This window comes from Streptomyces sp. NPDC006997, from assembly GCF_040635175.1.
GTDB lineage: Bacteria > Actinomycetota > Actinomycetes > Streptomycetales > Streptomycetaceae > Streptomyces.
In genome coordinates this window covers 149,124-162,285 of record NZ_JBEYHH010000012.1, presented here as the reverse complement: position 1 = coordinate 162,285, position 13,162 = coordinate 149,124, and the positions used below count along the sequence as shown (strand labels likewise).

The following is a 13,162-nucleotide window of genomic DNA, read 5'->3' as shown; positions in this document are numbered from 1 at the left end:
ACGCCCTGAGGCGCGGTGGATGTGCGGATGTCCCACCGGAGTCTTCCCCGTGTCCGCACGTCACTCTACGGGTTGCCGCCGGTCGAACGGGAACCAGTCGGCGACGCCGGGGCATCTGCCCGGAACATCCCCCTACCTTGCGGTAACCCGGTCTGGCACGCTTCGTTCATGACTGCGCGCGCCACTGACCGGGCCCGTTACGACCGGGCCACCGCCCTCCTCGACGCTCCCCTCGCGATCGTCGACCTGGCCGCCTTCGACGCCAACGCGGACGATCTGGTCCGCCGGGCCGGGGGCAAGCCGATCCGGGTCGCCAGCAAGTCCGTGCGCTGCCGGGCGCTGCTGGAGCGCGTGCTCGCGCGGGACGGCTTCGCGGGCGTGATGTCCTTCACGCTGGCCGAGTCCCTGTGGCTGGCCCGCTCCGGCTTCGAGGACGTGCTGCTCGCGTACCCGTCCGCGGACCGCGCCGGGTACGCCGAGCTGACCGCCGACCCCAAGCTCGCCGCCTCCGTCACGGTGATGGTCGACGACCCGGCCCAGCTGCGGCTGATCGACGAGGCCCGCGACGGTGGGCGTGAAGTGGTGCGGGTGTGCCTGGAGTTGGACACCTCGCTGCGGCTGCTGGGCGGCCGGGTGCGGATCGGCGCCCGCCGCTCCCCGCTGCACTCCCCCGCCGAGGTCGCGGACCTGGCCCGGGTGGTGGCCCGGCGGCCGGGTTTCGAGGTCGTGGGGATCATGGCGTACGAGGGTCATGTCGCCGGTGTGGGCGACTCCGTCGCCGGGCGGCCGGTGCGGTCGCGGGCGGTGCGGCTGATGCAGGCCGCGGCGCGCCGGGAGCTGGCGGAGCGGCGGGCCGCGGTGGTGCGGGCGGTGCGGGCGGTGGCGCCGGGGCTGGAGTTCGTCAACGGCGGCGGGACCGGCAGTGTGCAGCACACCGCGGCGGAGGACGCGGTGACGGAGATCGCGGCCGGGTCGGGGCTGTACGTGCCGCGGCTGTTCGACAACTACACGTCGTTCCGGGGGCGTCCGGCCGCGCTGTTCGCCGCGCCGGTGGTGCGGCGGCCCGGGGTGGGCGTGGTGACCGTGCTGGGCGGCGGCTATCCCGCGTCGGGCGCGCCGGGCCGGGACCGGCTGCCGGAGCCGTACCTGCCGGAGGGGCTGCGCTACGACCCCCAGGAGGGCGCCGGTGAGGTGCAGACGCCGCTGCTGGGGGCGCCCGCCGACGATCTGCTGGTCGGCGACAAGGTGTGGTTCCGGCACGCCAAGGCCGGTGAGCTGTGCGAGCGGTTCGACGTGCTGCGCCTGGTGGAGGGCGACGAGGTGACGGCGACCGTGCCGACGTACCGGGGTGAGGGGCACACGTTCCTGTGAGGCCGTTGCCGGGAGTCGGCAAGGTGGGACGGGCCGGTTCGTGGACTTCCGGACCTGGAGGAGGCGGCCGCGCCGGAGGATCATGACAGGCCACACGGTGGACGACGGGGAGGGGCGGGGTCGGTGACGGGTGGGCGTGGCACGGTCCGGGAGCGGGGGGACGCCGGGCTGCCGGTACGGCTCGCGGTGCGGTACGGGGCCCTGGCGGGGCTCCTCCAGATGGTGGTCGCGTTCGCCATGTTCCGTCTCGGTGACCTGGGCGTGGGCATCGGGGCGGTGACGGTGCTGTTGTGGGCGCAGGCCGCGGTGGGCATGGGGGCGGCGTACCACCGGGCGTCGCGTCCGCGGTTCGCCGTGGCGTCCGCGCCGAGGCGGGGGGCGCGCTGGGCCGGAGCGGTACTGACCGCGCTGGGCGGGGGAACCGGACTCTTCGTCCTGTGGCTCGTGGTGGTGGCCGTGGCACTGGAGGTCCCGTGGCCGGTGCAGTGGGCCGCCCTCTACGTCGCCACTGTGCCGGTGCTGGCCACGACGGTGTACCGGTGTGGCCGCGCGCCGCGGCGGCCGGTGCCCGCGCCCGCCGGGCCGCGCCGGGCGGAGCCGCCCGTGCCCGTCCTCCCGACGACGGGCCGCCCCGTGCGCACGGTGGAGCGGGCCGCGGCCGGGGACCCCGAGCGGCGGGCCCGGGCCGCGGAGCGGGCGATCACCGAGTTCGGTGCGCTGCTGTCGGCGCATCCGTTCCAGCCCGGCGCCGTGGGCGTCACGTACCCGGAACTGGCGGACCACTCGCTGGCGTTGGACGCGTACGAGCGCGCCAAGAGCGCCCCCGTGGCGGAGGTGCCGGGGATCCTGGCCGAGGGCCGCGCGGCGCTGGGCCGGCTGGACGCGCGGCTGGGCCTGGACACCGCCGGGTCGGGCGCCGGGTGCTTCTTCGACCAGCGGCACGGGCCCGCCGTCCAGTCCGTGCGGTGGGCGCCGCCCGGGGGCGCCGTACGGACCGTGGAGGTGTGCCGGGCCGACGCGGTGCGGCTGGCCGACGGGGAACTGCCCGGGGGGCGTTGAGCCGGGGGTTCCCAGGGCGAGTCGCGGAAGTCCCGTCGTCCGCCCGGAGGGCGGGCCGAGCGGCGTCATGGGGGTCCCCCCTGCCCGAGCGGAGCCGAGAGCTTGGGGGAGCGTGCTCTCGGCGTGCCGGGCGGAAGCCCTCGTACTGGTTGTACGTGGGCTTTCGTCCGGTGCGGCGAGTGGGGGTACCCCCTGCTCGAAGAGCTCGGGGGAGCGTGCCGGGCGTCGGGCGGCAGGCGGGACTTCCGCGACACGCCCTAGTCCTCCGGGCCGATGCTGCTGCCCACTCCGCCGCCGGTGGCCGCGTCGTCGATCGGGCGGATGCCCTCGGTGAGGCGGTCCATGTCGGTGAGGGGTGGGCCGTCCTCGCCCGCGTCGAAGACGTAGCGGACGAGGACGGGTGCCTCGACGCCGACGGTGGAGTGGAAGGCGAGCGACTGGACGTAACCGCCGGGGCCCTTGGCCGTCGTGACCTTCCAGCGCACCAGGTACCCGGCGCGGCCCGCGACGGCGACCGGCTCCGACTTGACGACCTCGTGGGACTCCAGGCCGCCGTAGGGGCGGCGGTCGAGGCTGTCGCGGTCGTACGCCTCCTCGGCGGCCTCCTTGATGTCGGCCTTGGCGAGCGCCTCGGGGGACGTGCCGTCCTCCAGGGGCGCGGTGTGCGAGATGACCAGGCCGTGGCGGCACAGGCTGCCCTCGCCGGGGCAGTCGTAGGTGCCGTCGGTGGTCATCAGGACGTCCTCGTCGCTGATGTACTGAGGGCGGACCCAGCCGCTGAGCAGGGGGAGGGTGATGCCGTTCAGCTCGTCGACCACCACGGACGGGTCGTCGGCGGAGGGTTCGGAGGTGGCGGGCGCGGGGGACGGCGAGGGCTCGCTGGTCTCCGGGGCGGGAGCGGAGACGGTGGGGCCCGTGCGGGGGCCGGTGGGCTGGTCGTCGCCCCTGCCGAGGAGGACCACGCCGGTGACGATCGCGGTGCCGACGACGGCCGCCGCGGTGGTGAGGGCGACGGCCTTCACACCCGTCGAACCGCCTCCCCGGCCGCCGCCGGCGGGGGCGGGGGAGGCCGTGGTGACCGGCTGTCCGGGGGTGCGCCGGTGGTCGGTCCAGGCCGCGCCGTCCCACCAGCGTTCCAGGTGCGGTGCGCGCGGGTCGGGGTACCAGCCGGGCGGGGGTGTCATGCTCACCCGGGCCACTGTAGGACGTGGCCCGGGGCGCACGGGCGGCGCCTACAGGGGTGTGACGTACGCCCCCGAGATGCCGCCGTCCACGAGGAAGTCGGTGGCGTTGACGAAGGACGAGTCGTCGCTGGCCAGGAAGGCGACGGCGGCGGCGATCTCGTCGGCCTCGGCGAACCGGCCGAGCGGGATGTGCACCAGGCGGCGCGCGGCCCGCTCCGGGTCCTTGGCGAACAGCTCCCGCAGCAGCGGGGTGTTGACCGGTCCGGGGCACAGCGCGTTGACCCGGATGCCCTCCCGCGCGAACTGCACGCCCAGTTCGCGGGAGAGGGCGAGGACGCCGCCCTTGGACGCGGTGTACGAGATCTGCGAGGTGGCCGCGCCCATCCGGGCCACGAACGACGCCGTGTTGATGACGGAGCCCCTGCCCTGGCGCCGCATGTAGGGGATGGCGGCCTTGCAGCACAGGTAGACGGAGGTGAGGTTGACCTCCTGCACCCGCTTCCAGGCGTCCAGGCCGGTCTCCAGGATGGAGTCGTCGTCGGGCGGGGAGATGCCCGCGTTGTTGAAGGCGACGTCGACGCTGCCGTAGGTGTCGTACGCCGCCCTGAACAGCGCCTCGACCTGTGCGGGGTCGGTGACGTCGACCTGGGCGAAGAGGCCGCCGACCTCCTCGGCGGCGGCCTTGCCCGAGGTCTCGTCGATGTCGCCGCAGACGACGTGGGCGCCTTCGGCGGCCAGGCGGCGGACGGTGGCGAGGCCGATGCCGCTGCCCGCTCCGGTGACGACGGCGGTACGGCCGACCAGTCGGCGGCAAACGAGGTCTTCGGTCACTGTGCGGGGCCCTCCGTGCTGATGAAGACGTTCTTGGTCTCGGTGAAGGCGGCCAGCGCGTCCGGGCCCAGTTCACGGCCGACGCCGGACTGCTTGAAGCCGCCGAAGGGGGTCCAGTAGCGGACGCTGGAGTGGGAGTTGACGGACAGGTTGCCCGCCCGGACGGCGCCGGACACGCGGAGGGCGCGGCCGATGTCGCGGGTCCAGATCGAGCCGGAGAGTCCGTAGGGGGTGTCGTTGGCGAGGCGGACCGCGTCGGCCTCGCCCTCGAAGGGGAGGACGACGGCGACGGGGCCGAAGACCTCCTCGACGGCCACGCGCGCGTGCGGGTCCACGTCGGTGAGGACGGTGGGCGGGAACCAGAAGCCGGGACCCTCGGGGGCCTTGCCGCGGATGCCGGTCGCGTCGGGGGCGACGTAGGAGCGGACCCGGTTCAGTTGGGTACGGGAGATCAGCGGGCCCATGTCGGTGGTCTCGTCGGCCGGGTCGCCGACGCGGACCGCCTCGATCGCCGGGGCCAGCAGCTCCAGGAACCGGTCGTACACCGTCCGCTGGACGAGGATGCGGGTGCGGGCGCAGCAGTCCTGGCCGGAGTTGTCCAGGAAGGACATGGGGGCGGTGGCCGCGGCGGTGTCGAGGTCGGCGTCGGCGAAGACGATGTTGGGGCTCTTGCCGCCGAGTTCGAGGGTGACCGGCTTCAGCAGCGCCGACGCCTTCGCCGACACCTGTGTGCCCACGGCTGTCGACCCGGTGAAGACGATCTTCGCCACGCCCGGGTGCTCGACGAGGGCGGTGCCCGCGACCGGCCCGTGCCCGGGCAGCACCTGGAACAGGCCCTCGGGGAGCCCCGCGGCCAGGGCCAGCTCGGCCAGCCGCAGCGCCGTCAGCGGGGTCGTCTCGGCGGGTTTGAGGAGGACGGCGTTGCCCGCGGCGAGCGCGGGGGCCGTGCCCCAGGCCGCGATGGGCAGGGGGAAGTTCCACGGGGCGATGACGCCGACCACGCCGAGCGGTTCGAGGAGGGTGACGTCGAGGCCGCCGGGGACCGGGATCTGGCGTCCGGTGAGCCGCTCCACGCCGCCCGCCGCGTAGTCGAGCAGGTCGCGCACGTTGCCCGCCTCCCAGCGGGCGTTGCCGACGGTGTGCCCGGCCTCCCTGACCTCCAACCGGGCCAGTTCCTCCAGGTGCTCGTCGACGGTCACGGCGAACCGGCGCAGCAGCCGGGCCCGGTCGCCCGGGGCCAGGGCCGCCCACCGGGTCTGGGCGCGGGTGGCCCGTACGACCGCCGCGTCCACGTCGGCGGCGGTGGCGGCCGGGACGGTGGCGACGGTCTCCTCGGTGGCGGGGTTGACGACGTGGAGCTGGTCGGGCTGGTCGGGCTGGTCGGTCACGGGGGCCTCACATGCGTTCGAAGGAGCGGCGCAGCTCCCAGTCGGTGACCGCGGCGTCGAAGGCGTCCACCTCGACGCGGGCCATGTTGCGGTAGTGCGCGACGACCTCGTCCCCGAAGGCCGCCTGGGCGATCGGGCTGTTCTCCCACAGCTCGGCGGCCTCGCGCAGGGTGCCGGGGACGTGCGCGTACTCGGCGGTGTAGGCGTTCCCCGGGCACGGCTCGGGCAGCTCCAGCCCCTTCTCGACGCCGTACAGGCCCGCGGCGACCATCCCGGCGACCGCGAGGTGCGGGTTGACGTCGCCGCCGGGCAGCCGGTTCTCGAAGCGCAGGGAGGGTCCGTGACCGACGACCCGCAGGGCGCAGGTGCGGTTGTCGCGGCCCCAGGCGACGGCGGTCGGGGCGAAGGAGCCGACCTGGAACCGCTTGTAGGAGTTGATGTTGGGGGCGTACAGCAGGGCGAAGTCGCGCAGCGCGGCGAGCTGTCCGGCGAGGAAGTGCCGCATGAGGTCGGACATGCCGTCGGGTCCCCCGCCCGCCATGACGCTGGCGCCGTCGGCGTCGGCGAGGGAGAGGTGGATGTGGCAGGAGTTCCCCTCGCGTTCGTCGTACTTCGCCATGAACGTCAGGGAGCAGCCCTCCTGCGCGGCGATCTCCTTGGCGCCGGTCTTGTAGACGGCGTGCTGGTCGCAGGTGACCAGGGCCTCGTCGTAGCGGAAGACGATCTCGTGCTGGCCGGGGTTGCACTCGCCCTTGGCGGACTCGACGGTCATCCCGGCGCCCGCCATCTCGTTGCGGATGCGGCGCAGCAGGGGCTCGACGCGGCCGGTGCCGAGGACGGAGTAGTCGACGTTGTACTGGTTGGCCGGGGTGAGGCCGCGGTAGTGCGTGTCCCACGCCCGCTCGTAGCTGTCCCTGAAGACGATGAACTCCAGCTCGGTGCCGACCTGCGCGGTCAGCCCCTGTTCCGCGAGCCGCTCCAGCTGGCGGCGCAGTATCTGGCGGGGCGCGGCGACGACCGGGGTGCCGTCGTCCCAGGCGAGGTCGGCGGTGACCATGGCGGTGCCGGGGTGCCAGGGCACCCGGCGCAGGGTGCTGAGGTCCGGGTGCATGGCGAAGTCGCCGTAGCCGCGCTCCCAGGAGGACATCGCGTAGCCGTCGACGGTGTTCATCTCGGTGTCGACGGCGAGCAGGTAGGTGCAGCCCTCGGTGCCGTGGCGGAGGACCTCGTCGAGGAAGAAGCGGGCGGCGAACCGCTTGCCCTGGAGCCGTCCCTGCATGTCGGGGAAGGCCAGGACGACGGTGTCGATCTCGCCGCCCGCGACGAGGGCGTGCAGTTCCTCGACGGCGAGCGGGGGTGTGCGGTCTGCCACGGGTGTGCCTCCTGGGGGCTGCTGCGCGCTCTTCGTAGGCGGGGCCGGGAGCCATAGGCTGCGGCATAAGGTATGGCGGCCGACCAATGCTTGGGAAGGGGGCACGGCGACATGGCGGAGGCTGGCGTCCCGGTGGCGGACCGGCTCACTCCGGTGCTGCGTCCGGTGCGGGCGGGCAACGGTTTCGAGGAGGCCCTGGAGCAGATCCTCCAGGTGGTGCGGCTCGGGCTGGTGGCGGCCGGTGAGCGGCTGCCGCCGGAGCGGGACCTCGCGGACCGGCTCGGGATCAGCCGGGTGACCCTGCGCGAGGTGCTCAAGGTGCTCCAGGACCAGGGGCTGGTGGAGGCGCGGCGGGGGCGCTACGGCGGCACGTTCGTGCTCCCGCGCGCGGCGGGCGGCGGGGAGGGCGAGCTGCGGCGCCGGATCGCCGGGGTGGACGTCGAGGACGTGCTGCGGTTCCGTGAGGTGCTGGAGGTGGGCGCGGCCGGGCTGTGCGCGGCGCACGGGCTGGCGGACGCGGGCGCGGGCGCGGCACGGCTGCGCGCCGCCCTGACGGCCACGCAGGACGCGCCGCTGGGCGAGTACCGGCGTCTGGACACCCTGCTGCACCTCACGCTCGCCGAGCTGTGCGGCTCCCCGACGCTGACCGCGCAGTACGCCGCCGTCCGGGCCACGGTGAACGACCTGCTGGACTGCATACCGCTGCTGGTGCGCAACCTGGAGCACTCGCAGCGCCAGCACGAGGCGCTGGTCGGGGCGGTGCTGGAGGGCGACGCGGACGGCGCGCGGGAGATCGCGCGCGAGCACTGCGCGGGCACGGCGGCGCTGCTGCGGGGCTTCCTCACGTGAGATGCCGTTCACGCGCCCCCAGCCGGTGGACTTCACGGCGACTTGACGCACGGGTCTTGCCTTACCGCCGTCGGGCGCACAAAGGTATGCGTCCATTCCATTGCACCGTTCCGTTGCGTCGCATCCCGGGAGTCGCCGTATGACCGTGGAGCCCACGCCCACGCCCACGCCCCCGTCCGCACCGGACGCCGCCGACCCGACGGACGACTACCTCCGGCGCCGGGCCCTGCGCCGGGGCAGCGCGGGCTGGCTGCTGCTGACCGGTCTCGGCGTCGCCTACGTCGTCTCCGGCGACTACTCCGGCTGGAACTTCGGCCTCGCGGAGGGCGGTTTCGGCGGGCTGGCCGTCGCCATGGTGCTGATGGGCGCGATGTACACCTGCCTGGTGTTCGCGCTCGCCGAGCTGTCGTCGGTCCTGCCCACCGCGGGCGGCGGCTACGGCTTCGCCCGCCGCGCGCTCGGCCCGTGGGGCGGCTTCCTGACGGGGACCGCGATCCTCATCGAGTACGTGCTCGCGCCCGCCGCGATCGTCATCTTCATCGGCGACTACGTCGAGTCGCTCGGCCTGTTCGGCCTGGAGTCCGGCTGGCCGGTCTACCTCGCCTGCTTCGTGGTCTTCCTCGGCATCCATCTGTGGGGCGTGGGCGAGGCGCTGCGGTTCAGCTTCGTGGTGACCGGGATCGCGGTGGCGGCGCTGGTGGTGTTCGCGCTGGCCGCGCTCCCCCACTTCGACGCGTCCACCCTCGACGACATCCCCGTGGACGCCACGGCGGCGGGGTCCAACTCGTGGCTGCCGATGGGGCTGCTCGGCATCTGGGCGGCGTTCCCGTTCGGCATGTGGTTCTTCCTCGGCGTGGAGGGCGTGCCGCTGGCCGCCGAGGAGACCCGGGAGCCGTCCCGTACGCTGCCGAAGGCGATCATCTGGTCCATGGGCGTCCTGGTGGTCCTGGCCGTGGTCACCTTCGTCACGGCGGCCGGGGCGCGCGGCTCGGCGGCGGTGCAGGACGCGGGCAACCCGCTGGTCGAGGCGCTCCAGCCGGACGGCGAGGCGACCGCGTGGAGCCGGATCGTCAACTACGCCGGGCTCGCGGGCCTGGTGGCGTCCTTCTTCTCCCTCATCTACGCGGGCTCGCGCCAGCTGTTCGCGCTGTCCCGCGCGGGCTACCTGCCGAGGTTCCTGTCGCTGACCAGCGGCCGCAAGGCGCCGTACCTGGGGCTGCTGGTGCCCGGCGCGATCGGGTTCGGGCTGGCGGCGGGCACCGGGGACGGGGCGCGGATGCTGAACGTCGCCGTGTTCGGCGCGACGATCTCGTACGCGCTGATGTCGCTGTCCCACATCGTGCTGCGGCGCCGCGAACCGGGCCTCGCGCGGCCCTACCGGACGCCGGGCGGCGTGGTGACGTCGTCGGTGGCGCTGGTGCTGGCCTGCGCGGCGCTGGTGGCGACGTTCCTGGTGGACGTGACGGCGGCGCTCATCGCGCTGGCGGTGTACGTCGTGGCGCTGGCGTACTTCGGGCTGCACAGCCGCAAGCATCTGGTGGCGAAGGCTCCGGAGGAGGAGTTCGCCGCGCTGGCCGCGGCGGAGGCGGAGCTGGCGCGGGACTGACGGGGACGGCCGAGGGAGAGTGGTGTGGTGGCCAGGCCGCTGATCGGGATCAGCACCTATCTGGAGCCGGGGGCGCGCTGGGGCGTGTGGGAGCTGGAGGCGGCGCTGCTGCCCGCCGGTTACCCGCGCCTGGTGCGGCGGGCGGGCGGGCTGGCGGTGATGCTGCCGCCGGACGCGCCGGAGCGGGCGGCGGAGACGGTGGCCCGGCTGGACGGCCTGGTCGTCGCGGGCGGGCCCGACGTGGACCCGGCGCGCTACGGCGCCGAGCGCGACCCCCGTACCGGGCCGCCCGCGCGGGAGCGGGACGCCTGGGAACTCGCCCTCATCGAAGCGGCCCTCCACGCGCGCGTGCCGCTCCTCGGGATCTGCCGCGGGATGCAACTGCTGAACGTCGCCCTCGGTGGCACCCTCGTCCAGCACCTCGACGGTCACGCCGAGGTGGTCGGCGTCTTCGGCCACCATCCGGTCAAGCCCGTCCCGGGCACCTTGTACGCCGCCGCCGTCCCGGAGGAGTCGCAGGTCCCCACCTACCACCACCAGTCCGTCGACCGCCTGGGCACCGGTCTCGTCCCGTCGGCCCACGCCCCGGACGGCACCGTGGAGGCGCTCGAACTGCCGCCCGCCGAAGACGGCGGCTGGGTCCTGGGGGTGCAGTGGCACCCGGAGATGGGCGAGGACGTGCGGGTGATGGCGGCGCTGGTGCGGGCGGCGGAGGGGTCCGGCCCCACCGCCTGAGGCGCGCCCCCCGTGTCTCTATCCCCGCGTCAGCGACAGCAGGTCACGGGCCGGGCCCGTCGGGCGGTGGCCCGTGGGCCAGACCGCACGCAGGGAGCGGCCGAGGGCGACGTCGGCGAGGGGGACGCTGACCAGGCGGCGCATGGTGAGTTCCTCGCGGACGGCGAGTTCGCTGAGGACGGAGGGGCCCGCACCGCTGACGGCGGCGGCCTTGACGGCGGTGGTGGAGGACAGCTCGATCAGCGGACGGGCCAGCCCGCCGAGGGCGGTGTCGAGGACCTGGCGGGTTCCGGAGCCCTCCTCCCGGAGGATGAGCGCAGTGGCCGCCAGCTCCTCCGCTGACAGGGGGCGGCGGCGCCGGGCCCAGGGGTGGCCGGGTGCCGCCACGACGACCAGCCGGTCGTGCGCGATCACCACCGCGTCCAGCCCTGGCGGCACCGTCAGCCCCTCGACGAAGCCGAGGTCCGCCTCGTCGGCGAGGAGGCGTTCCGCGACCGACGCCGAGTTGCCCGCGAGCAGTGACACCGCCGTGTCGGGCCGCTCGGCGCGCAGCGCGAGCAGCCAGCCCGGCAGCAGGTACTCGGCGATGGTCATGCTGGCCGCGACCCGCAGCCGGGAGTCCCGCCGGTCCCGCAGCGCCTGCGCGCCCGCGTCGAAGGCCTCCGCGGCCTCGACGACCCGCCGCGCCCAGTCCGTCACCAGCGCCCCCGCGTCGGTGAGCCGGGAGCCACGCGGTGAACGGTCCACCAGGGCCACCCCGAGCTGCCGCTCCATGGACCTGATCCGGCTGCTGGCGGCGGGCTGGGTGATGCCGACCTCCCGCGCCGCCGCGCCGAGGCTGCCCAGCCGCGCCACGGCCAGCAGCAGCTCCAGCGCCCCCAGGTCGGGCACCCGGTGCGCGAGGCCCCGGACCTGCTCGTGTCCCTCATCCTCCGACTGGCTCATAAACCCAGCTTATGCCGTGAGAAGGAGAACCCCTCTGGCCGCGGTGGCCGCCCGGCCCGACCGTGGATCCCATGGTCACCTCCGTCCGTCACCTCGGACCCCACTGGTACGCCGCCGTCATGGGCACCGCGATCCTCGCCACCGCGGGCTTCCGCCTCGCCCCCGCCCCGCTCGACCTGTGGGCGGCTCTCTGGTGTCTCGCCCTCGCCCTGCTGGCCGCGCTGCTCACCGCCCGCGCCGTGCACTGGGCCCACCACCGCGACCAGGCCCGCGCCCACCTCCGCGACCCGGCCGTGGCGCCCTTCTACGGCTGCCTGTCGATGGCCCTGCTCGCCGTCGGCGGCGGCGCCCTCACCGTCGGCCGGGCCTGGACCGGTGCGGCGGCGGCCGTGTGGCTGGGCGCCGGGCTGTTCGTCGCCGGTACGGCCGTCGGGCTGGCGGCGGCCGTCGCGGTGCCGTACCTGATGGCCGTACACCACCGGGTACGGCTGCCGCAGGCGTCGCCGGTGTGGCTGCTGCCGCTGGTGGCGCCCATGGTGTCGGCCGCGGTCGGGCCGCCGCTGGTGCCGTGGCTCCCGGCGGGGCAGGCCCGGCAGACCCTGCTGCTGGCCTGTGTCGCGCTGTTCGGGCTCAGCCTGCTCGCGACGTCGCTGATGCTGCCGGTGGTGTTCGCCCGGCTGCTCACCGGCGGCCCGCTGCCGCTGGCCCTCACCCCGACGCTGTTCCTGGTCCTCGGCCCGCTCGGGCAGTCCACCACGGCGGCCGGGCAGTTCGCGGACGTCGCTCCCGGTGTGCTGCCCGCCCCGTACGCCGAGGGGTTCCGGGCGCTCGCCGTCCTGTACGGGGTGCCGGTCATGGGGTTCGCGCTGCTGTGGTGCGCCCTGGCCACCGCGCACGTGCTGCGCGCCCGGCGGCTCGGGATGCGCTTCACGATGACGTGGTGGGCGTTCACCTTCCCGGTCGGCACCTGTGTGACGGGCGCCGACTCGCTGACCCGGCACACCGGCCTGGCCGCCTTCGGCTGGCTCGCGGCGGGCCTGTACGCCGTACTGGCCGCCGCCTGGGCGGTCGCCGCCGCGCACACCGCGCGCGGGCTGGTCAGCGGCGCGCTGCTCGCAGGGCCTCGGCCAGCACCCGTGGCGCCGCGGCCAGTGACGGCCCGTACCAGGTGAGGTGCCGCCCGTCGACGAGCGCGCAGGGCAGGCCCGGGAACGCCTCGGGGCCGTCGTCGGCGGTGAAGCGGTACGGCTCGTCGGGCAGCACGACGACGTCCGGCGCCGCCGCGCGCAGCTCCGCCAGCGGTACGCGCGGGTAGCGGTCGGGGTGGTCGGTGTAGAGGTGGTCGACGCCGAGGCGGGCCAGCACGTCCCCGGCGAAGGTGTCGCGGCCCAGCACCATCCAGGGCCGCCGCCAGATCGGCACCACCGCCGTCGTACGGCGCTCGGGGACCGGCGGCCGCGCCCAGGCCGCCTCCGCCTCGTCCAGCCACCGCGGCCGGGACCCGGCGCCGCAGGCGGCCAGCACCCGGTCCAGCTCGCGGAACGCCCCGGGCACGTCCCGCACCTCGGTCACCAGCACCTCGACGCCCGCCGCGCGCAGGGCGTCCAGGTCGGGGGCGCGGTTCTCCTCCTCGTTGGCGACCACCAGGTCGGGGGCGAGGGCGGCGATCCGGGCGGTGTCGGGGTTCTTGGTGCCACCGACGCGGGTGACGTCGAGGTCCGCCGGACGGACGCACCAGTCGGTGGCGCCGACCAGCGCGCCCGGCAGGGTCACCGCGACCGCCTCGGTCAGCGACGGCACCAGGGAGACGACCCGCCGCACG

The 13,162-nt window shown here is 75.0% G+C and carries 12 protein-coding genes; 6 read left to right on the top strand and 6 right to left on the bottom strand.

Translation table 11 applies throughout. The annotated features are described in order from the left end of the window. The first annotated feature begins 168 nt into the window (after positions 1-168). Both ABZ659_RS14635 and ABZ659_RS14630 read left to right on the top strand, forming a co-directional pair. A complete protein-coding gene (locus tag ABZ659_RS14635; protein ID WP_360218410.1) occupies positions 169-1,371 on the top strand; it encodes an amino acid deaminase/aldolase in 1,203 nt (400 codons plus the stop codon). 123 nt (positions 1,372-1,494) lie between these two features. Beyond that, complete coding sequence (locus tag ABZ659_RS14630) at positions 1,495-2,430, top strand: hypothetical protein (protein ID WP_360218407.1); 936 nt, start codon at positions 1,495-1,497, stop codon at positions 2,428-2,430. Between the two features lie 257 nt (positions 2,431-2,687). Here ABZ659_RS14630 and ABZ659_RS14625 read toward each other — a convergent pair whose 3' ends face one another. Genes ABZ659_RS14625 through ABZ659_RS14610 form a run of 4 tightly spaced genes read right to left on the bottom strand, consistent with a single transcriptional unit; the run spans position 2,688 to position 7,205 of the window. After that, positions 2,688-3,614 carry a DUF2510 domain-containing protein gene (locus ABZ659_RS14625; RefSeq protein WP_360218569.1) on the bottom strand — a complete coding sequence of 309 codons (927 nt, stop codon included), beginning with the start codon at positions 3,612-3,614 and terminating at the stop codon, positions 2,688-2,690. A 48-nt stretch (positions 3,615-3,662) separates the two neighbouring features. After that, complete coding sequence (locus tag ABZ659_RS14620) at positions 3,663-4,445, bottom strand: 3-oxoacyl-ACP reductase (protein WP_360218404.1); 783 nt, start codon at positions 4,443-4,445, stop codon at positions 3,663-3,665. Then, positions 4,442-5,833, bottom strand: a complete 1,392-nt coding sequence (locus ABZ659_RS14615; protein WP_360218401.1) for an aldehyde dehydrogenase family protein — start codon at positions 5,831-5,833, stop codon at positions 4,442-4,444. Before ABZ659_RS14615 ends, ABZ659_RS14620 begins: the two co-directional genes overlap by 4 nt. Before the next feature lie 7 nt (positions 5,834-5,840). Then, positions 5,841-7,205: a glutamine synthetase family protein gene (locus tag ABZ659_RS14610; RefSeq protein WP_360218398.1), complete on the bottom strand. Its 1,365-nt coding sequence runs from the start codon at positions 7,203-7,205 to the stop codon at positions 5,841-5,843. A 111-nt stretch (positions 7,206-7,316) separates the two neighbouring features. Between ABZ659_RS14610 and ABZ659_RS14605 the strand changes: the two genes are divergently transcribed. The 3 genes from ABZ659_RS14605 to ABZ659_RS14595 all read left to right on the top strand — a co-directional run bounded on the left by ABZ659_RS14605 (position 7,317) and on the right by ABZ659_RS14595 (position 10,395). Continuing rightward, the gene (locus ABZ659_RS14605; RefSeq protein WP_360218395.1) at positions 7,317-8,054 is read left to right on the top strand and encodes an FCD domain-containing protein; all 738 of its coding nucleotides are present in this window, start codon (positions 7,317-7,319) and stop codon (positions 8,052-8,054) included. A 139-nt stretch (positions 8,055-8,193) separates the two neighbouring features. Continuing rightward, a complete protein-coding gene (gene eat / locus ABZ659_RS14600) occupies positions 8,194-9,660 on the top strand; it encodes an ethanolamine permease (RefSeq protein WP_360218392.1) in 1,467 nt (488 codons plus the stop codon). A gap of 24 nt (positions 9,661-9,684) precedes the next feature. Then, positions 9,685-10,395, top strand: a complete 711-nt coding sequence (locus ABZ659_RS14595) for a gamma-glutamyl-gamma-aminobutyrate hydrolase family protein (RefSeq protein ID WP_360218389.1) — start codon at positions 9,685-9,687, stop codon at positions 10,393-10,395. 18 nt (positions 10,396-10,413) lie between these two features. On the opposite strand, the gene ABZ659_RS14590 is transcribed toward ABZ659_RS14595, so the two are convergent. After that, complete coding sequence (locus tag ABZ659_RS14590; RefSeq protein ID WP_360218386.1) at positions 10,414-11,340, bottom strand: LysR family transcriptional regulator; 927 nt, start codon at positions 11,338-11,340, stop codon at positions 10,414-10,416. Positions 11,341-11,411: 71 nt separating this feature from the next. On the opposite strand from ABZ659_RS14590, the gene ABZ659_RS14585 reads away from it, so the two are divergent. Next, positions 11,412-12,512: a TDT family transporter gene (locus ABZ659_RS14585; RefSeq protein WP_360218383.1), complete on the top strand. Its 1,101-nt coding sequence runs from the start codon at positions 11,412-11,414 to the stop codon at positions 12,510-12,512. Here the strand turns inward: ABZ659_RS14585 and ABZ659_RS14580 are convergent. Next, positions 12,439-13,161 (bottom strand): helical backbone metal receptor, encoded by a 723-nt coding sequence (locus ABZ659_RS14580; RefSeq protein WP_360218381.1) that lies wholly within the window; start codon positions 13,159-13,161, stop codon positions 12,439-12,441. The two genes, ABZ659_RS14585 and ABZ659_RS14580, sit on opposite strands and share 74 nt — an antisense overlap. Between the last annotated feature and the right edge of the window lies 1 nt (position 13,162).